At 29.6% G+C, this 18,971-nt stretch carries 16 protein-coding genes, 1 pseudogene and 1 riboswitch; of the genes and pseudogenes, 16 read left to right on the forward strand and 1 reads right to left on the reverse strand.

The features are described 5' to 3' along the window. The 16 genes and pseudogenes from QK892_RS05060 (at window position 1) to QK892_RS05135 (ending at window position 16,737) form a co-directional block, all read left to right on the forward strand. On the forward strand, window positions 1–1,923 hold the full coding sequence (locus QK892_RS05060) for an aconitate hydratase (RefSeq protein WP_317272449.1): 1,923 nt from the start codon (window positions 1–3) through the stop codon (window positions 1,921–1,923). 102 nt (window positions 1,924–2,025) lie between these two features. Beyond that, on the forward strand, window positions 2,026–3,291 hold the full coding sequence (locus tag QK892_RS05065) for a CapA family protein (RefSeq protein ID WP_317272450.1): 1,266 nt from the start codon (window positions 2,026–2,028) through the stop codon (window positions 3,289–3,291). Between the two features lie 19 nt (window positions 3,292–3,310). Further along, window positions 3,311–3,820, forward strand: coding sequence for an anaerobic ribonucleoside-triphosphate reductase activating protein (gene nrdG / locus QK892_RS05070; protein ID WP_317272451.1), 510 nt, complete (start codon window positions 3,311–3,313; stop codon window positions 3,818–3,820). A gap of 35 nt (window positions 3,821–3,855) precedes the next feature. After that, window positions 3,856–3,957: riboswitch (purine riboswitch) on the forward strand. 83 nt (window positions 3,958–4,040) lie between these two features. Next, window positions 4,041–4,622 carry a xanthine phosphoribosyltransferase gene (locus tag QK892_RS05075; RefSeq protein ID WP_317272452.1) on the forward strand — a complete coding sequence of 194 codons (582 nt, stop codon included), beginning with the start codon at window positions 4,041–4,043 and terminating at the stop codon, window positions 4,620–4,622. 416 nt (window positions 4,623–5,038) lie between these two features. Next, window positions 5,039–5,422, forward strand: coding sequence for a hypothetical protein (locus QK892_RS05080; RefSeq protein WP_317272453.1), 384 nt, complete (start codon window positions 5,039–5,041; stop codon window positions 5,420–5,422). A gap of 64 nt (window positions 5,423–5,486) precedes the next feature. After that, the gene (locus QK892_RS05085; protein ID WP_317272454.1) at window positions 5,487–6,572 is read left to right on the forward strand and encodes an ABC transporter permease; all 1,086 of its coding nucleotides are present in this window, start codon (window positions 5,487–5,489) and stop codon (window positions 6,570–6,572) included. A gap of 4 nt (window positions 6,573–6,576) precedes the next feature. Further along, window positions 6,577–7,890 (forward strand): ABC transporter permease, encoded by a 1,314-nt coding sequence (locus QK892_RS05090; protein ID WP_317272455.1) that lies wholly within the window; start codon window positions 6,577–6,579, stop codon window positions 7,888–7,890. After that, on the forward strand, window positions 7,887–8,552 hold the full coding sequence (locus tag QK892_RS05095; protein ID WP_317272456.1) for an ABC transporter ATP-binding protein: 666 nt from the start codon (window positions 7,887–7,889) through the stop codon (window positions 8,550–8,552). Before QK892_RS05090 ends, QK892_RS05095 begins: the two co-directional genes overlap by 4 nt. 57 nt (window positions 8,553–8,609) lie before the next feature. Beyond that, window positions 8,610–9,080 (forward strand): annotated as a pseudogene (locus QK892_RS05100) (xanthine phosphoribosyltransferase); the annotation flags it as partial. A gap of 403 nt (window positions 9,081–9,483) precedes the next feature. Beyond that, window positions 9,484–10,719, forward strand: a complete 1,236-nt coding sequence (locus QK892_RS05105) for an FprA family A-type flavoprotein (RefSeq protein WP_317272457.1) — start codon at window positions 9,484–9,486, stop codon at window positions 10,717–10,719. A gap of 25 nt (window positions 10,720–10,744) precedes the next feature. Next, entirely contained in the window at window positions 10,745–12,124 is a 1,380-nt protein-coding gene (rd, locus tag QK892_RS05110) for a rubredoxin (protein ID WP_317272458.1), read from the forward strand. 501 nt (window positions 12,125–12,625) lie between these two features. Continuing rightward, a complete protein-coding gene (locus QK892_RS05115) occupies window positions 12,626–13,567 on the forward strand; it encodes an ABC transporter ATP-binding protein (protein WP_317272459.1) in 942 nt (313 codons plus the stop codon). 1 nt (window position 13,568) lies between these two features. Beyond that, a complete protein-coding gene (locus tag QK892_RS05120) occupies window positions 13,569–14,330 on the forward strand; it encodes a hypothetical protein (RefSeq protein ID WP_317272460.1) in 762 nt (253 codons plus the stop codon). Beyond that, complete coding sequence (locus QK892_RS05125) at window positions 14,327–15,013, forward strand: ABC transporter permease (RefSeq protein WP_317272461.1); 687 nt, start codon at window positions 14,327–14,329, stop codon at window positions 15,011–15,013. Before QK892_RS05120 ends, QK892_RS05125 begins: the two co-directional genes overlap by 4 nt. A 20-nt stretch (window positions 15,014–15,033) precedes the next feature. Next, entirely contained in the window at window positions 15,034–16,119 is a 1,086-nt protein-coding gene (locus QK892_RS05130) for a sensor histidine kinase (RefSeq protein WP_317272462.1), read from the forward strand. A gap of 12 nt (window positions 16,120–16,131) precedes the next feature. After that, the gene (locus tag QK892_RS05135; protein ID WP_317272463.1) at window positions 16,132–16,737 is read left to right on the forward strand and encodes a response regulator transcription factor; all 606 of its coding nucleotides are present in this window, start codon (window positions 16,132–16,134) and stop codon (window positions 16,735–16,737) included. Between the two features lie 115 nt (window positions 16,738–16,852). Here the strand turns inward: QK892_RS05135 and QK892_RS05140 are convergent, their stop codons facing one another. Then, window positions 16,853–18,877 (reverse strand): penicillin-binding transpeptidase domain-containing protein, encoded by a 2,025-nt coding sequence (locus tag QK892_RS05140; RefSeq protein WP_317272464.1) that lies wholly within the window; start codon window positions 18,875–18,877, stop codon window positions 16,853–16,855. Window positions 18,878–18,971 lie beyond the last annotated feature (94 nt).

Genomic DNA, 18,971 nt, shown 5'->3' on the forward strand with positions numbered 1-18,971 from the left:
ATGGGGGACAACTTAGTATATAAGATACTAAAAAGTCATTTAGTTGAAGGTTCAATAGAGACAGGTAAAGAAATAGGAATTAAAATAGATAGAACATTAACACAAGATTCTACAGGAACTATGGCTTATTTACAATTAGAAGCCATGGGTATAGATAAGGTTAGGACAAAAAAATCTGTAGCATTTGTAGATCATAATATGCTACAACAAGGTTTTGAGAACGCTGATGATCATAAATTTATTCAAACTGTAGCATCTAAATATGGTGTTTATTTCTCGAAGCCTGGTAATGGAATATGCCATCAAGTTTTTTTAGAAAGATTTTCGGTTCCAGGTGATACCCTTATAGGATCAGATAGCCATACACCAACATCAGGAGGTGTAGGTATGCTTGCGATGGGAGCAGGTGGACTTGATGTTGCATTAGCTATGGGGGGAGGAGCCTATTATATTACTACTCCAAAGGTTTGCAAAATAAATTTAGTTGGTAAATTACAACCTATGGTAGCAGCAAAGGATATTATCCTTGAAGTTTTAAGACGATTAACAGTTAAAGGTGGAGTTTCTAGAGTTTTTGAGTATGCTGGAGATGGAGTTAAGACATTATCTGTTCCACAAAGAGCTACAATTACAAATATGGGTGCTGAATTAGGAGCTACCACATCGATATTCCCTAGTGATGAAAATACATTAGAATATTTCAAGGCACAGGGAAGAGAAGATGATTGGATTGAGTTTAAAGCAGATGAAGATGCTGTGTACGATGAAGAAGTAACAATAAACTTAAATGAACTTAAGCCTTTAGCTGCTAAGCCACATAGTCCAGATAATGTGGAAGAAATAGAGAGTATCGGGAAAATAAAAGTTGATCAAGTAGCAATAGGAAGTTGTACGAATTCTTCTTATGAAGACCTAATGAGAGTAGCTAAAATACTTAAGGGAAAAAAGGTGCATAACGATGTAAGTTTAGTTATAGCACCAGGATCAAGACAGGTTATGGAGATGATAGCTAGGAATGGAGCATTAGCAGATATAATAAGTGCTGGTGGAAGAATATTAGAAAATTCATGTGGGCCATGCATAGGTATGGGGCAAGCACCGGGAACTAATGGTGTATCTTTAAGAACCTTTAATAGAAACTTCTATGGAAGAAGTGGAACGTTGACGGCTAAAGTTTATTTAGTAAGCCCAGAGACAGCTGCAGTTTCTGCTATAAATGGAGTGCTAACAGATCCAAGAGAGTGCAATGTAGATATATCAGTAGAAATGCCAAAGGAATTTTTAATAGATGATTCAATGATAATTGAACCTGCGAAGAATGGAGAAGAAGTAGAAGTAGTAAGAGGACCGAATATAAAACCATTCCCAGTAAACAAGCCATTGGGAGATGACCTAGATGGAAAAGTATTAATAAAAGTAGATGACAACATTACTACAGATCACATTATGCCTTCTAACTCTAAATTATTGCCATTTAGATCAAATATTCCTTATTTGGCTGAGTATTGTTTTAATACAGTTGATGAGGAATTCCCTAAACGTGCAAAAGAAAATAATGGTGGAATAATAGTAGCAGGCAACAATTATGGGCAAGGTTCTAGTAGAGAGCATGCAGCTCTTGTACCGCTATACTTAGGAGTTAAAGCTGTAATCGCTAAATCTTTTGCAAGAATTCATAAGGCAAATCTTATTAATAATGGGATAATACCGATGGAATTTGAAGCAGAAGTAGATTATGATAAAATTGAACCTTTAGACGAACTTGCAATAGCTGATATTCAATCTGCTTTAGTTAACGGGAAAACTATAGTTAAAAATATTACAAAAGGGAGTTTCTTTAATGTATATATTAATTTAACAGAAAAAGAAATAAACGTAATAAAATCAGGTGGAAGGCTAAATTATGTTAAGTTAATAGGATAATATCTATAAAATAGCATGCAAAGTGATTATTTCATTTTACATGCTATTTTTATCTTTCTTATTGGGATATAATTTAATAAAGGGATAATATGAGGAGGATATATGAAAAAGAGAAGCGTACTTATTTTATTTATAATACTTTTAATTACGGCCGTAGCAGGTTTTTATTATATTCCTAAGTTGGGAGAATTATTAAGTGGATATAATAATGAAAATATAAATGAAGATATAGGAAAAGAAATTGAGCCTATTGAAGAAGAGAAAGAAGATAAAATTACCATAGAAATAGCAGCTACAGGAGATGTTTTAATACATAAAGAAATATTAGAAACACAGTATGATGCGGAAAGTGATTCATACGATTTTAAGAATACACTACAATATGTAAGAGAGTATTTAACTAATGCTGATTTAACAATATCAAACTTGGAAGGTACATTATCAGGAATTGAAAACTATGGTTTTTCTGGATATCCAAGCTTTAATGCTCCAGATGAATTAGCTGATGCTATGAAGTGGGCAGGGATAGATGTAGTTAATAATATGAATAATCATTCATTAGATAGAGATATCAGGGGATTTTATAGGACTAGAGAAACTTTAGAGGATAGAGGATTTGACATAATAGGTACTAGGTCAACTGCAGATGATCCTAGATATATAATAAAAGATGTTAAGGGAATAAAGGTTGGAATAATATCATACAGCTATGCTATGACTGCTGAAGGAGGAGTTAGGGGATTAAATGGAACTCCGATATCAAGTGAGGTTTATCCTTTAATGAATACCTTCAGAGAAGACTCTTTAGAAGATGATTTTAGTGCTATGAAGGAAGAAATAGATAAAATGAAGTCAGATGGAGCGGAGGTTATAATATTCTATATGCATTGGGGAGATGAATATGAGTTAGAGCCAAATGAAACTCAATTGGAAATAGCTAAATTCTTAGCTAATAATGGAGTAGATATAGTTTTTGCAACTCATCCACATTCATTACAACCTATAGATGTTATAAAGTCAGATGATGGGCTTAAAGAAATGCCTGTTATTTACTCTATGGGAAACTTTTTATCTAGCCAAAGAACCGAGAGAATAGAAAATCCTTATACTGAGGATGGAGTTATTGTATTTGTTAAAATTAATAAAGATGAAGATACTGGGGAAATAAAAGTTGAGTATCCAACATATTTACCAACTTGGGTAAATTGGTATGGCAAGGATGGAAAACTATTTTATGAAGTAGTGCCAGCAACTATTAATGATGCTTCTTATTTAACAGAAGAAGGAAAAACTAGAGTTGTAGAATCTTTAAATAGAAGTAAGAGCATAATAGAATCTTATAGTGATAAAATAAAGATAATAGAATAATTTAAAGGGGATGTAATTTTTGAGGGACACTATTAGATTAGCAGGAATAGCATATGAGAGCTTAGTTAATGGACCAGGAATAAGGCGAGTATTCTTTTCACAAGGATGTAATCATAATTGCAGAGGGTGCTTTAATCCAGAAACCCATGACTTTTCAGGGGGAGAAGAAAGAAATATTAATGAACTTATAGAAGATGTATATAAAAATCCTATGATTAAGGGAATAACCTTTAGTGGAGGAGATCCCTTTGAGAGAGCTGAAGAATTTGCATATATGGCTAAAGCATTTAAGAAAAGAAATTTAAATATTTGGAGTTATACAGGATATACCTTTGAATATATAATTAATAATTTAGATAAGAGAAATGGATGGAAAGAGTTAATTAATAATTTAGATGTATTAGTTGACGGAAGATTTGAAGAAGATAAAGCTGTTGAAGGCTTGAAATTTAGAGGTTCAAGTAATCAAAGGATAATTGATGTAAGAGAAAGTTTAAGGACTGGAGAAATAGTTATTTTAAATTTTTAAACTTGTTTTATTTTATTTAAAAGAATATAATTATCAAAAAAGAATATTATAGTATTCGTATATGCTTGAAAATATGGTTCAAGTGTTTCTACTAGGAAACCGTAAATATCCTAACTACGAAGAAAGTATTGCATGAATTTTCTTGGCTTTATTGCTAAAAAATATAAGAAGGACAAGCTTATAGAATACTATATTTTAAGTAGTAAAGGGGAGAATATACATGGAATTATTAAAGGAAATGATAAGAACTAAAGGAAAAGTAAGAGAAGGGAATATATTAAAGGTTGATTCCTTCTTAAACCATCAAATGGATATAAAATTTCTAAATGAAGTTGGTAAGGAATTTAGAAAAAGATTTGAAGGTGAAAAAATAGATAAGATACTAACAATAGAAGCATCAGGCATTGGAATAGCTACTATTGCTTCACAATACTTTGATTATGTACCAGTTGTATTTGCAAAGAAGGCTGAAAGCTTAAACTTAGATAAGGAAGTATATGAAGCAGAAGTACATTCTTTTACTAAAAATAAAACATACAAGGTTAGAGTAGGTAAACAGTTCTTAAATGAAGGAGAAAATATCTTAATAATAGATGACTTCTTAGCTAAAGGGTGTGCAACTAAGGGAATGATAGATATTATTAATCAATCAAAAGCAAACTTAGTTGGAATAGGAATAGTAATAGAAAAAGGCTTCCAAGAAGGAAGAAGCCTTTTGGAAGAAATGGATGCTAGAGTTGAGTCTTTAGCAATCATTGAAAAGTTTGAAGAGGGAAAAGCCATTATAAAGAAAATTATTTAAAATAAAAGTTAAAAATTAAGGTAGGGATTTAAATTATAATTGAATTTCTATCTTTTATTTTTTATTTATAAATATATTATATATATTTATAAAAATTAGGTATGAATATATTTTTTTCTGCTGAATAATTTCTATATATGTATAAAAATGGAGAATAAAAATTTATTTTATTTACACATTATTACAAAAAAATATAATTTACATAATATAATATTAAATGACAAGCTTGTTTTAATATTAAACTGTAGGAAAGATCAAATGGGGTTATTATTGATTTAAAATAAAAATTATTAAATTAATAATAATCTTAAAACTATGATTTAATAAAAGGTAATATTTCTGGAATTATGGATACGTATTCACTTTTCAAAGTAAATAATCAGATTAAAATTAATATGTTAATGGGGGAGATTATAATGAAGAAAAAAATAATTGCGGCTATATGCTTAGTTTGTTTATCAGTCCCAGTCATTGCGAGTGCAGGAACTACAGGTTGGGTGAATGGTTATTTAAATAATCATTCTATTAGAGCAAAATTAGAAGGATACAATGATACAGGTATTGCAAGGACAGAACTCGTAAGCTGTACTGGTGGGAATTGTACACATGGGTTATATACTTATATTGAAGGTATATCATCAAATGGAGCTTTAATTAGACCAGGAGTAGAGGAATGGGAAAGTAATGCATATGCTACAGGATATATAAGTCAATATGTTCCTGGAGCAGCTTATTTTAATAGTAGACATTCTACTGTAACTAATGATTCAAGCAAATATTTACAAATACACAATAATTAATAAAAGATAATATTTATAATGGAAACGTACTGTAGGTATGTTTTCATTATTGAAAGGTAAAGCAATGAAGAAAAATAAAATAGGTTTTAATATACAAACATTTAATTTTCCAATAGTATTGGGATTTACTGTTTCATTAATTTCATTATTTATTGCAATATCATTGTTTAAAACTAATTTTGATTTTTTTAATGATACAAATATATATTGGAATAATAAAGTTAGTTTAAATATAAAAATGAAGTCTAAAATTAATAGTAATAGTTTTTACAAAAAATTAAATGAAGGTGGAATATATTATTTAAATCAAGATGAAATATATAAAAGAGACATTAAGAATATTAATTATGTAAAGGGAATACATGATATTGATTTAAGTGAAATAATACCACTATATTCGGGTGAATTTTTAAATGAAGAAGAAGTAAATTCTGAAGAAAAAGTTGTAATGATAGGTAAATATCTAGAAAAATTTACTTATAAAAAAGATGAGAAGATTTACATAGATATATACAATGAAGAATATGAGGTTAAAGGATTTATTGGAAGAAAAGGTGAGAGTAAATATTCTATATATATACTTATGCCAAGTAAGACATATAATAAGGTGCTTAATACTGAAGAGACAGATAGTTATGTTATAGAAGTAGACAAAAAAACAAACAAGGAAATAGTAGATAAAATTAACAATATCTTTAAGGATGACATAATTGATATAAATGTCAATTATACACAATTAAATAAGCCTATTGCAAAAGCTTTTGAATTAGAAAAAAATATATTAACAAACTTAAGTATAGCTATAATTTTTTCAATAGTTTGTAGTATTACATTTGTTTTACTATGGGTTGGGAAAATTAGTAAAAATATTTCGATAAGAAAAGCATTAGGAGCCAATGGAAATGACATATTTATGTTTGTGTTTAAAAATTTAACCCAAATGCTTATTATTTCAGTAATTATTGCTTTGATATTATCTTATGGACTATTAAGTATAGCGATAAGATATATAGCTATTTTTTCAATAAGTTTAAACATAAGTGTTATTTTGCAGTCAATTTTAATGTTAATTATACTTATAATTATACTAAGTAGAATATTATTAAAAAAGTTTTCGAAAATGGATATAAGTAATTTATTAAGGAGTTAGAAGAATGAAAAATAGATTTAGCGCAATAAATATAAAACCTATAGAACTCCTGTTTATAACAATAATATGTAGTTGTACTATATATTTTATATTTTCAACTATATCACAAGTAAATTTTAAAAGTGATATATTAAAAAAATATGAAAAAAATTATCCGCTTGATAGAGGAATATTTACAAGTTTTAGTGAAGTAGTAGATAATGAAAGGCTCATTATTAAAGAAGATTTAGATTTAAAGTTAGAAAGAAATATATATAGTTTTTTTAGTAGTCAAAAGGATATAATAGATAAAATATATTTTAATAATTTAAAAATATATCCAATGGACGTTATGAATATAAAAAAAGAATCAAGCAAGGATTTAAAATTAAATGGAGATAATGAAATTTTAAAATTTTTTTGTATTAATAAGGACTATTATATTGATTATATAAAGGACTATATAGATGGGGTAGGATTTAAAGATATAGACTTTAAAGGAGATGGGATAAGGACTCCTATTTTACTAGGGAGTGATTTTAAAAATATCTATAAAATAGGAGAAATAATTCAAAATGAAAAAACTAAGGAAACCTTTGAAGTTAGGGGATTTATTAAAAAAGATAAATTTATATTTTCTATGACTGGTAGTCCTGCATATGGAATGGAAAGTTTAAATAATTCAATAGTATCTACATATAATGAAGAAGGTCTAGAAAGAGCCATGAAAAAGAATTTATCAATGAAAAATGAAAAGGATATTATGGACGAAGATGCTGTATTAATTTATGATTTAACTAAAATAATACCAAGTATAATTCTAAAGGTAAGTCCTGAGTATGAATTAGACCAAGCTATGAAGGAATTAGATAAAAGACTTATAAATAATGGGTTATCTGTAGAATTATTATCTATGAAAAGTGACATAGACACGTTTATAGAGAGATTCAATCATGAAATTTCATTTAATACATTAATATTATCTGTTTTTGGAATACTCTCAATAATGGTAGTTTCAACAATAATTAATTATACAATTCAAAAGTTTAAATATAATATAGGTATATTATATTCAATAGGAGCTACAACTAAGGATATATTAAATATATTTTTTAGTAAAATAATACAAATATCTGTTATTGCATTAGTATTTGGTGGAATATTGTATGTAAACATAAGAAAATCTGTATATTTATTCTTTGTAAATGAAATAAGGATTGAATACATAATATATGGTTCTATTTTGTATATGAGTATAATATCTGTTTCATTTATAGCTCCAATTATAAAAATGAGAAAATACGAACCTATGGATTTGTTAAAGGGTGGAAGAGAATGATTGAATTAAAAAATATATTTAAAATTTATGGAGAAAAAGATTCTATTACAAAAGCACTAGATAATATTAATTTAAAAATAAATGATGGAGATTTTATTAGTATAATGGGACCTTCAGGATGCGGGAAAAGCACTTTGCTAAATATATTAGGGTGTCTTGATATCCAAAGTAATGGAGATTATATTTTTAAGGATAATAATATTAAGGATAAAACAGAAAAACAATTAGCATTTATAAGAAATAGAGAATTTTCATTTATATTTCAAAACTTTTCTTTAATAAAAGAATTAAATGTAATTCAGAATATTATATTACCATTAGAGTTTAGTGGAAAAAGAAAAGTTGATTACGAAAAGATTAATAAATATATGGATGACCTAGGTATATCAGAATTGAAAGAACGTAAAACATACACACTATCGGGAGGACAACAACAAAGAGTTGCCATTGCGAGGGCATTAGTACAAGAATCTAATGTTATATTGGCAGATGAGCCAACGGGAGCGCTAGATCAATCAAACAGTATAGTAATTACTCAAATATTAAAGATGTTAAATGAAAGGTACAATAAAACAATTATTTTAGTTACTCATGACAAAAATGTAGCTAGTTGTGCAAATAAAATAATTGAGATGAAAGATGGGAAAATATTAGTATCTTAGTTTATAGTAAAAGGGCAAAACATATATGTGAGATTTGACTTTTTAGGTTTTAATCACTTAAATGAAGTTGGTAAAGAGTTTAGAAAAAGATTTGAAGGTGAAAAAATAGATAAGATATTAACTATAGAAGCATCAGGTATCGGAATAGCTGCTATTGCTTCACAATACTTTGATTATGTACCAGTTGTATTTGCAAAGAAGACTGAAAGCTTAAACTTAGATAAGGAAGTATATGAAGCAGAAGTACATTCTTTTACTAAAAATAAAACATACAAGGTTAGAGTAGGTAAACAGTTCTTAAATGAAGGAGAAAATATCTTAATAATAGATGACTTCTTAGCTAAAGGGTGTGCAACTAAGGGAATGATAGACATTATTAATCAATCAAAAGCAAACTTAGTTGGTGTAGGAATAGTTATAGAAAAAGGCTTCCAAGAAGGCAGAAATGTGTTAGAAGAAATAGGAGCAAGGGTTGAGTCCTTAGCTATAATTGATAAATTTGAAGATAGTAAAGTGGTATTTAAATAATTAACATATGTTTTTTTATAAGACTTAGCTTAAGCTGAGTCTTATTTTTATATTTATTAAAATAGTAGATTAATATTAATAAGTAACCTTAATATATAATTAATATATTGTACAAATTATTTACATATAATTTTTTAAGAATAATTAAATGACATTTATCACGATATCTCAATTATATTTATCTGTTAGAACATAGTCCTTTTCTTTATAATCTTCATTTTTTATCAATAATTTAAGTAGGGCATCCTTGAAAGCTTCTAATGAAATGTCTTCCTTTTAATTTAAAATATGAACAAGTATTTTTTTAAAAGTGATTCAAATCACATTTTTATTTATTTGAATTCTGTATTATAAAAGAAGGTTGATAAACACAATCAATACAAAATTACCAGGAGGGCTACATATGAAAAATATTGATAAGGTAACATTAGCTCAGGATATATTATGGGCTGGGAAAATAGATGACCGTGAGGTGCCATTCCACAGGCTTGTGCTGGCTAAAGGAACTACCTACAATTCTTACTTGTTAAAAACACAGAAGCCGACTGTCATTGATACGGTTGATATAGAATTTGGCGGTGAATTTGTAGAATATTTAAGAACACTTATTGACCCTAAAGAAATTCAATATATAGTTATTAATCATACAGAACCGGACCATTCAGGTGGACTAGCCTCTTTGGCAGCACAAGCACCTGAGGCGGTAATAGTTTGCACAGAAAAAGCAGTTATCGAACTACAAGAAATGTACAAGTTGCATGACCGTAAATTTTTAGTTGTTAAGGATGGAGATACCTTGGATATCGGCGGCAAAACATTATTGTTCAAAGAAACTCCATATCTTCATACAGAAGAAACAATGATTACATACTGCATTGAAGATAAAATTCTGTTCCCTTGCGATATCTTCAGTACACATGTAGCAAATTACAAGTTCTTTGATGATGCAGCAGATGGGGATATTACAGAAGATTTCATAGGTTATTACAATGTAATTATACATCCGCACCGCAGATATGTCGGCACATTAATCAGTGCGCTTAAGGGACTGGATGTACAAATGATTGCACCTTCCCATGGATATATTCTACGAAAAGATGTACAGAAATATATAAATTTATATGCTTCCATGAGTGCCAATACTGATATAGATAAGAAAGTAACAATTATTTATACAACTATCAAAACCAATACAAAGAAAATTGCAAATATATTAAAGGAAGCCTTTGAAAGAAATAGTATACAAGCAACTGTATTTAATGCTGATAAGTCAGACAAGGCAGAAATTCTTGCAAGTATCCAGGAAGCAGACGCTGTATTAGTGGGCAGCTCCACAAGATATGCAGATATGATTGGAAATTTGGAAGAGGTATTGGTTGCTATGAAAGCTATGAATCTGGAAGGAAAAATTGGTGCAGCCTTTGGTTCCTATGGTTGGAGCGGAGAAGCCATTGAAGTAATTCATGACTATTTACTTGAAACCAATATGAACGTTCTGAGCACCTCAAAGATAATTAAAACTACAGGGATGACACATGTAGAGTTCCCTGTCAGAGTCAGATTCTCTCCAAAGGGCAAAGAAGAAATAGTAGGGAACGCCGCAGGATTTATTTCAGATATGCTGCATAGTTCAATCTAATAACATAAGATAAGAAGGTGGAATAATGAGCAAAAACTATGTGATAATCGGTGGAGGTGTTGCTGCAGTCAATGCGGCAAAAGCTATCCGTGATATAGATGCAGAGGGCACAATCAAGGTTTTCGGTAAAGAAAAATCAATGCCTTACAATAGAATATATCTGTCAAAGGAGTTATTTTCAGATTTAGGGAGTGAGAAGAATCTTATTAAAAAAGAAAATTGGTTTAATAAGAATAATATTTCAGTGTCTCCCGATACAAAGATTACTGATATAAATACAGATTCTCGATATGTAGTTACTGCAGATGGAAAGCAGATACCTTATGATAAATTACTAATATGCACCGGTTCTAAAAATAGGAAGCTACCTGTGGAAGGTGCAGCGAAAAAGGGTGTCTTTACTATAAGAGAAATGCAGGATGCTGAGGATTTCAAAACCTATGTTGAGGATAAAAACCATACTTTGATCATTGGAGGAGGAATTCAGGGCCTTGAAACAGCTTGGTCATTGGTTAAGGCTGGTAAAACAGTAACAATTGTTGAAGCTGCACCGCGACTTATGCCTCGACAACTGGATGAGAGAACATCCGCACTGCTAAAAAATAAGATTGAGGCATTGGGGGTCAGTGTTTACGAAGATGCTTCCATAAAAGGAATTTTAGGCGATGATGAAGTTAATGGGCTACTGATAAATAACGGTGAGTCTATTAATTGTGACAGTATAATTTATTCCATTGGTATACAACCTGATATTGAATTGGCAGAGGCTACTTCAATTAAGACAAATAGAGGCATTATTGTTGATGAAGAGATGAGGACTAATGTTGAAGATATTTATGCTGCCGGGGATGCAGCTGAATTGAATTGTGAAGTTGAAGGGCTATGGGGCGCAGCAATGGAACAGGGAAAAGTTGCCGGACTGAATATGGCTTCTTCAAGAACCTCCTATAAAAAGGCCCTGCCAGTGACAATATTTAATGCCTTTAATCTGGAATTATTTTCAGCTGGCCTTGTAGATGAAAACAAGTGTGATGAATCGGTAATTGAAGATGACGGTAATGAAAGGTACACCAGAGTCTTTATAAAAGATAAAAAAATCGTTGGTGTGATTTCCCTGGGGGGGATTGATGCATTAACTCCATACACTAATGCCATAGAGGGTGAAATTTCACTGGATAGAATTGATTTAAACGGTATAAGTGTCAGTGAATTGATGAATGAACTAAAAAGAGAAAGTGGATTGAAAAAGTATGTTTGCAAACCCTGCGGTTATGTTTATGACCCTGAAAAGGGTGATCCGGATGAGGATGTTGAACCTGGAACAGCCTTTGAAGATTTGCCAGAAGATTGGGTATGCCCGGTTTGCGGGAAAAGCAAGGATAATTTTGCAGAGATAAAAGAATAAACACTAGTGGAAGTACCGAACAATGTGACGTTGTTCGGTACTTCTTTATTAATAAATTACTGCTGACAATCTTATATATGAGATGAAACCTTTAATTTCTTATTTGGATAAATATTATCTAAGATATCGGTTATGTTAAAGCTTTATTATTATGGTCCTCTTATAATAAGGCAATAAGAGTAAAATGAGGAGAATTTAAATTATAAGTAAAAAAATATATCAACTTGAAACTTTGACATGCCCCATCTATGTACTTAAAATTGAAGGGAATGTTAACTTAAATCATCAAATGGATATAAGATTTCTAAATGAAGTTGGCAAAGAGTATAGAAAAAGATTTGAAAGAGAAAATATCTTAATAATAGAGGATTTTTTAGCTAAAGGGTGTGCAAACTATTTAGATAATGCTTGTTAAAAAGAAATAAAGTGACATTTATCACTATTTATATTAATGAGTCACTAATATAATTTAAAACATAAAGTGCATTTAGGAGGAGTATTATGATTGCAAGTTTAAATGATGTAATTAAGCGTTATGGTGATAAGGTAATTTTAGATAATTTAAAATTTGATGTAAATGAGGGAGAAATCTTAGGATTACTTGGACCAAATGGAGCAGGGAAGACTACTGCTATTAGAGCTTTAGCTGGACTTATAGGAATAGATTCTGGTGAGATAGTCATGATTGGAGAAAGGCAAGAAGTAAATAATATAAAACTTAAACAAAATCTTGGAATAGTTACTCAAGAAGTTACTGTTTTTGAAGATTTAACAGCAGAAGAAAATATTAAATTTTTTGGTGGCTTATATGGATTAAAAGGAGAGAAATTAGAAAAAAGAGTTAAAGAAACATTAGAATTCGTAGGACTTTTAGAGCATAAGAAGCAGTTTCCTCCAAAGTTTTCAGGAGGAATGTCAAGAAGACTTAATATAGCTTGTGCTCTTGTACATGAACCTAAATTTATTATTATGGATGAGCCAACTGTAGGCATAGATCCTCAGTCTAGAAACTTCATTTTAAAATCTATAAAGGAATTAGCTAAGAAGGGAGTTACTATACTTTATACTACTCATTATATGGAAGAGGTTCAAAATATCTGCACAAGAATTCTTATAATGGATGAGGGAAGAATTATTGCCCAAGGGACCTTAGAAGAATTAGTAAGCCGTATTCAATATGAAGAAAAAATAAAAATGAATGTAGCTAATCCATCAGAAGAACTAAAGGATAAGCTTAAAGCTATACAAGGAATAAAAAATGTATATCAAAATGATTCAGAGTATATAATTGTTTCAAGTGCAGGTTCAGGAAACTTAAATAGGGTGTTAGAAGTAGCTCAAAAGTATGGAGGTGTTTCTGGAATTACGGCTGAAAAACCAACTTTAGAAGATGTATTTTTAACTCTTACTGGAAAAAAACTTCGTGATAAAGGAGATGAGTAAGATGAGAAAAGACCTATTTTTCCTTGTATTTAAAACTTATTTAAAGCGTATGACAAGAGATTTACTTGGATTATTTATTTTTACTGTTTTACCTATAATAATAATATTTATTTTAAGTAGTGTATATAAAAATAATTCTCCACAAGTACAATATGTTAATGGATTTAATATGACGACGACATATCTTTCTGTTGGTATGATGCTTATGTTCCAATTAAATAGTGGACTTTACGTTATAAATTATTTGAATTACGACCTTGAGAAATCTATGAAATGGAGACTTCAAGCAGGACCTTATCCTAAGTATGGATTTGCTTTTTCTTGTCTGATGGCTTCTTTAATATTTAATTATATTCAGGGATTACTTATAGTATTATTTACTTCTATATTTATGAAGGCGTATTGGGGAAATATTTTTGTTACACTTTTTGTAATTTTACTTATATCTTTAATTTCACAACTTATGAATATAGTCGTATTTTTTATAGTAAAAAAAATTGGTGTGGCAGAGAGCTTATCATGGTTTTTGGCATGGATAATGGCAGTTTTAGGAGGTCTTATGTTTGAATTACCTAAAAATGATTTCTTTTATTTTATGCAAAAATACGGAACTCCTTTTTCACTTGGAAAAACAGCTATTGCTTCTTCCGGTTTCATAGAAAGTTCTACTAGTGATTTATTAATAGCATTAGGAGCTTTAATTTTAATAGTAATACTTCTTATGTATTTAGTAATAATTATGGGAAAGAGGAAATTAGTATGACAATATTTTATTATACATTTATAAGAGTTTTAAGAAACAAACAAACTTTTTTTATCATAACATTGATTCCTATTATTATGATATTCATACCAATGCTTTGGAGAGAAAAGTCTTTATTAGGGCCTACCCTTTATGGAATAGTAATATTATATGGCGCATTTTTACTAGCTAAAAGCATTATGTCGGATAGGGTTAATGGTACAATCATACGTATTTTTTCAGCACCTATAAAAACTTATGAATATTTAACCCAAACTCTTTTAGCGTATTCCTTATTACTAACAGTTCAAATTGGTCTAATAATAATAATTGGAAAATTATTATATAATTGGGAATTAATTTTAGCTTTAAAACTCTTTTTATGTTATACTGTTTTTGCAACAACATCAATAGGATTTTCTATTGCTTGGAACTCTTTGTTTAGAAGCAAAATAATGTCTGATGCTGTGTTTAGTGTTGTTATAAGTTTGATGTCAATTTTAGGCGGAATATTTGTACCGATCAATTTACTTCCAGACGTATTTAAGAGGGTAGGTATGATATTCCCAACTTACTGGTTATCAAATGCCTTAATTAGTTTAAATCAAAATAATGATTTGCAAAATTATTTATTATCTATAGCAATACTGATGTTATTTACAGTTTTATATACCATTTTTGGAAGCAAACGAAGACTCGAATAGTTTTAATAAAGGTGATTCATATGAATGATAAAGTGTTTTTTCTTTCACCGAAAACCTACGCTTTAATATATAGGATAATAGGATTAATAATACTTTGGATAATTTGGATGAAAACTGATTCCAATCTATCTGGATTAATCGCTATACTTTTTATAATGATTTTAATGCTAATTAGATGGCGTTATAAAAAATTTAGGTGGACCTTAATTTTTGATAAGTGCATATATCTTCTAACTTCTATGTTTTGGGAAAATGCAGCTTATGGTCTAATAATTTCAGCATTTGATTCGGTATATTATAAAATATCCTGGTTATCTTTATTGTCAGTTATATATGCAGCTTATTATAAGCAAGACTATCTACTACTTATAATTATAATTCATAGTTTATTTTGTGGATTTATCTTAAGGGAATGGCAAAAGCAAAATGATGATAATATAACTAAAATAGATCTAAGGAATAAAAAGTTATATGAGCTTGAAATATTAAAAGATGATTTATTAACAGCAAATACACAAGTCGCAAGAATGGCAGAAGTATCTGAAAGAAGTAGAATATCAAGGGAAATTCATGATAATGCAGGACATGATATAATAGCTGCATATATGTCTTTGCAAGTTGTTGAGGAATTAATATCCAATGAAGATTCTAATACTAAAGAGATGTTTTCAGAATCTATGAAACGATTGGAAACTGGGATTACTAAAATTAGAGACACAGTTCATAATTTATCACCTTTAACATCTATAGGAGTAGATTATATTAAAGATTTATGTGAAAAATTCCCTTTATGTCCTGTTAATTTAGATATATATGGGGATACATCAAAAATTCCAGTTTATTTATGGAGCATAATTGAACCATGTGTAAAAGAATCATTAACTAATATTACAAGGCATTCTAATGCTAAATATGTAATGGTGACCTTAGATATTACTCCTTATATAGTAAGGCTTAGTATTGAGAATGATGGAGTAAAGAAAAAAATAAATACTAGAGGAATAGGTATTAAAAATTTAATACAGCGAGCTAATGCAGTAGGTGGAAATATTTCTATAGATGTTTCAAATGTTTTTCGCTTAGTTTGTGTATTACCTATGGATTAAGGGAGGAGCCTTATGAAGCTTATAATAGTAGATGATGATAAGTTAATATGTAAAAGCCTAGAAGTTATGCTTTCAAAAGAAGCAGATATAGAAGTAATAGGAATAGCTAGTAATGGATTAGAAGCTATGGATTTATGTAAAAAGGAAAATCCGGATATTATTTTAATGGATATTCGTATGCCAGATGTAGATGGAATTCAAGCAACTCATTTAATAAAAAAGCATTATCCTAAAGTAAGAATCATGATGTTAACTACTTTTCAAGATAAGCAAAATATACAATCAGCATTAAAGGCTGGAGCAGAAGGATATCTTTTGAAAACAGATAAGATTTCTAATATTGCAGAGAAACTAAGAATATTCTATGAAGGTGTAACAGTTTTAGATAAAGATGTTTTAAGTAACCTTACAAACCCTGATAAGACTATTTTAGAGAAGCTTACTCCAAGGGAAAAGGATGTTATCTTGCTAGTTTCTGAAGGGCTCACAAATAAAGAAATATCATCACAGTTATTCTTAAGTGAAGGTACAATTAGAAATATAGTATCTGTTATAATGGATAAATTAGGAGCAAAAAATAGAACTCAATTAAGTAATATAATTAATGAAAATAATTAAAATAAATAGGAATTCAGCTAATGGCTGAATTCCTTTCTTAATTTATAAAATTATTTATTATTAAAAAGAGCCTTAAATTCCTCTGGAATTTGTAAAACCTCTTCACTATTACCTCTTACTTATTAAGATAATATTCCATAACATTTTTCACCTTAGGTATAGTAACATGACTGCCGCCTCTATCTTTTACATCTTCAATTAGCATAGCAATTGAAATTTTAGATGAAAATGGATCAGTAGAAACGAACCAGCCATTTTCAATTCCATTTACATCATCTTGAGATTCTTTTATTTCAGCAGTACCTGATTTACCAGCAACTCTATGGCCAGAAACAGCTCCATCAGCAAGAGTAGCACCAGCATCATTTACAGAGGCTGTAAATGCATCAATTAAAACTGGTAAGTTGTTTTCTGATATTAAACCTTCTTTCCATACATTAGCTTCAGAGTTTTCACTTATAACTAATCTAGGTTGCATCATATTACCTTGATTTGATAAGGTACTATAGAATAATGCTATATGAAGTGGTGTTACCATAACTTCACCTTGTCCATATGATGTATCAGCAAGAAGAATATCTCTATTTAAATCTCCATCATTTGAAATCTGAGTTGACTCCATAGGATATTCAAAATTTAAATCTTCACCTATACCAAAAGATTTAAGTCCATTTATATATTTTTCACTTCCAAGATCGAGGGCTACTTGAGCATAATAAATATTATCTGAATGATTAGCAGCAACTTTTAGGTTAACTCCTATTCCTGGATCTGTAACCCTGGTTATTTTATAATCTCCCCAAGAACTATCTTTTTGCCAAGTTAAACCCTTAATATCTTTTGCTTCATTAGGGTCTAAAACACCATTCTCTAAACCTATGATAGAAGTTAATAATTTTATAGTTGAGCCAGGTGCATAAGTTTTATTAAATCTATTTATTTCATCAGCGTTGTTAGTCTCCTCCCACTTAGCTTCTTGAGTTTTGCTTATATAAGTAGTAAATGTATTTGAATCATAGGAAGGAGCACTTACCATAGCTAGAACTTCACCAGTTTTAGGATTGACAGCAGTAGCTGCACCTTTTTCTCCTGACATTTCACTATAGATTTTATTTTGAAGATCATAATCTACTGATAAAGTAATGTCTTTTCCATCTTTAATTTCTTTACTAGCTATAGTTATTTCATCCATACCACGTTCTATATAAATTTCAGAAGCATCTTCACCTTTTAGTGTATCTTCGTACACTTGCTCTAAGCCAGCCTTACCAATAAGGCTCGTATCATTATAGCCTTTATCTGCATTTTCCTCTAATTCTTCAGCAGTAATACTTCCTATATATCCAATAAGCCTTCCAAAGGATTCTCCGCCATAATATATTCTTCCTATTTTTTCTTTTAGAAGGATTCCATCAGTATCTCTATTTTTTAGTGTAGCTATTCTTGGATCAGTAGTTAATATATCTACTAAGGGGATGAAGTGCTCTGGATTAGTGTTAGCTTGAAGTTTAGTAGTGATATTATCTTCACTTATATCTAACGCAGTAGCAATTTCAGTAATTTTAGATTCTATATTTGATTTATTAAAGTTAGCAGGATAGATTCCAACTGTATAAATAGTGCCATCCTCTGCTAGTACTTTTCCGTTTCTATCAAGAATATTTCCCCTTTTAGCTTGAGTTGTTGAAACTCTGATTTTATCATCCTTGACCATATTAGGGAAAATTAAGCTCTCGTCCCATTTTACCTTATACTCTTTATCTTCTTTTAACAAAGTTAATTTATATTCAGTAAGATTAATATTACCAGTTATTGTATCCATATTCAGAGTAAATGGTATGATAATAACTCCATCTTCTTTTATCTTTTCGTCATTAACCTCAAATGTTAAGTTATTAGCACTTATTGCAGTAAAAATATTAGTATATCTTGAAATAAAATCTTCTTCTGATATGTATTCCTTTGATTCATTAGTTAACATTTCATACATAGCAGAATAATCTGCTTGGACCCATTTTTCAGTAAAACTATTAAATGACTTTTCAGCTTTACTCATGCTAGTGCATCCATTAGATATTAGCATAAAGCTTAGAAGCAATGAGAAAACTACAATTAACTTAAAATTATTTTTGAATTTCATACAGTATACCCCTTTTACATACATATTATTTTATATTATATCACTAAACTAAATTACTAAACATAAATTTGCAAATAAAAAAGCGCCGAAGCGC

This window comes from Clostridium lamae, from assembly GCF_033043255.1.
GTDB classification, from domain to species: domain Bacteria; phylum Bacillota; class Clostridia; order Clostridiales; family Clostridiaceae; genus Clostridium; species Clostridium lamae.

Bases quoted from the DNA above. Each gene is read 5' to 3' on its own strand.
- QK892_RS05060 (WP_317272449.1), top strand. From the start codon at position 1: ATGGGGGACAACTTAGTATATAAGATACTAAAAAGTCATTTAGTTGAA.
- QK892_RS05065 (WP_317272450.1), top strand. From the start codon at position 2,026: ATGAAAAAGAGAAGCGTACTTATTTTATTTATAATACTTTTAATTACG.
- QK892_RS05075 (WP_317272452.1), top strand. From the start codon at position 4,041: ATGGAATTATTAAAGGAAATGATAAGAACTAAAGGAAAAGTAAGAGAA.
- QK892_RS05080 (WP_317272453.1), top strand. From the start codon at position 5,039: ATGAAGAAAAAAATAATTGCGGCTATATGCTTAGTTTGTTTATCAGTC.
- QK892_RS05085 (WP_317272454.1), top strand. From the start codon at position 5,487: ATGAAGAAAAATAAAATAGGTTTTAATATACAAACATTTAATTTTCCA.
- QK892_RS05090 (WP_317272455.1), top strand. From the start codon at position 6,577: ATGAAAAATAGATTTAGCGCAATAAATATAAAACCTATAGAACTCCTG.
- QK892_RS05095 (WP_317272456.1), top strand. From the start codon at position 7,887: ATGATTGAATTAAAAAATATATTTAAAATTTATGGAGAAAAAGATTCT.
- QK892_RS05105 (WP_317272457.1), top strand. From the start codon at position 9,484: ATGAAAAATATTGATAAGGTAACATTAGCTCAGGATATATTATGGGCT.
- rd (WP_317272458.1), top strand. From the start codon at position 10,745: ATGAGCAAAAACTATGTGATAATCGGTGGAGGTGTTGCTGCAGTCAAT.
- QK892_RS05115 (WP_317272459.1), top strand. From the start codon at position 12,626: ATGATTGCAAGTTTAAATGATGTAATTAAGCGTTATGGTGATAAGGTA.
- QK892_RS05120 (WP_317272460.1), top strand. From the start codon at position 13,569: ATGAGAAAAGACCTATTTTTCCTTGTATTTAAAACTTATTTAAAGCGT.
- QK892_RS05125 (WP_317272461.1), top strand. From the start codon at position 14,327: ATGACAATATTTTATTATACATTTATAAGAGTTTTAAGAAACAAACAA.
- QK892_RS05130 (WP_317272462.1), top strand. From the start codon at position 15,034: ATGAATGATAAAGTGTTTTTTCTTTCACCGAAAACCTACGCTTTAATA.
- QK892_RS05135 (WP_317272463.1), top strand. From the start codon at position 16,132: ATGAAGCTTATAATAGTAGATGATGATAAGTTAATATGTAAAAGCCTA.
- QK892_RS05140 (WP_317272464.1), bottom strand. From the start codon at position 18,877: ATGAAATTCAAAAATAATTTTAAGTTAATTGTAGTTTTCTCATTGCTT.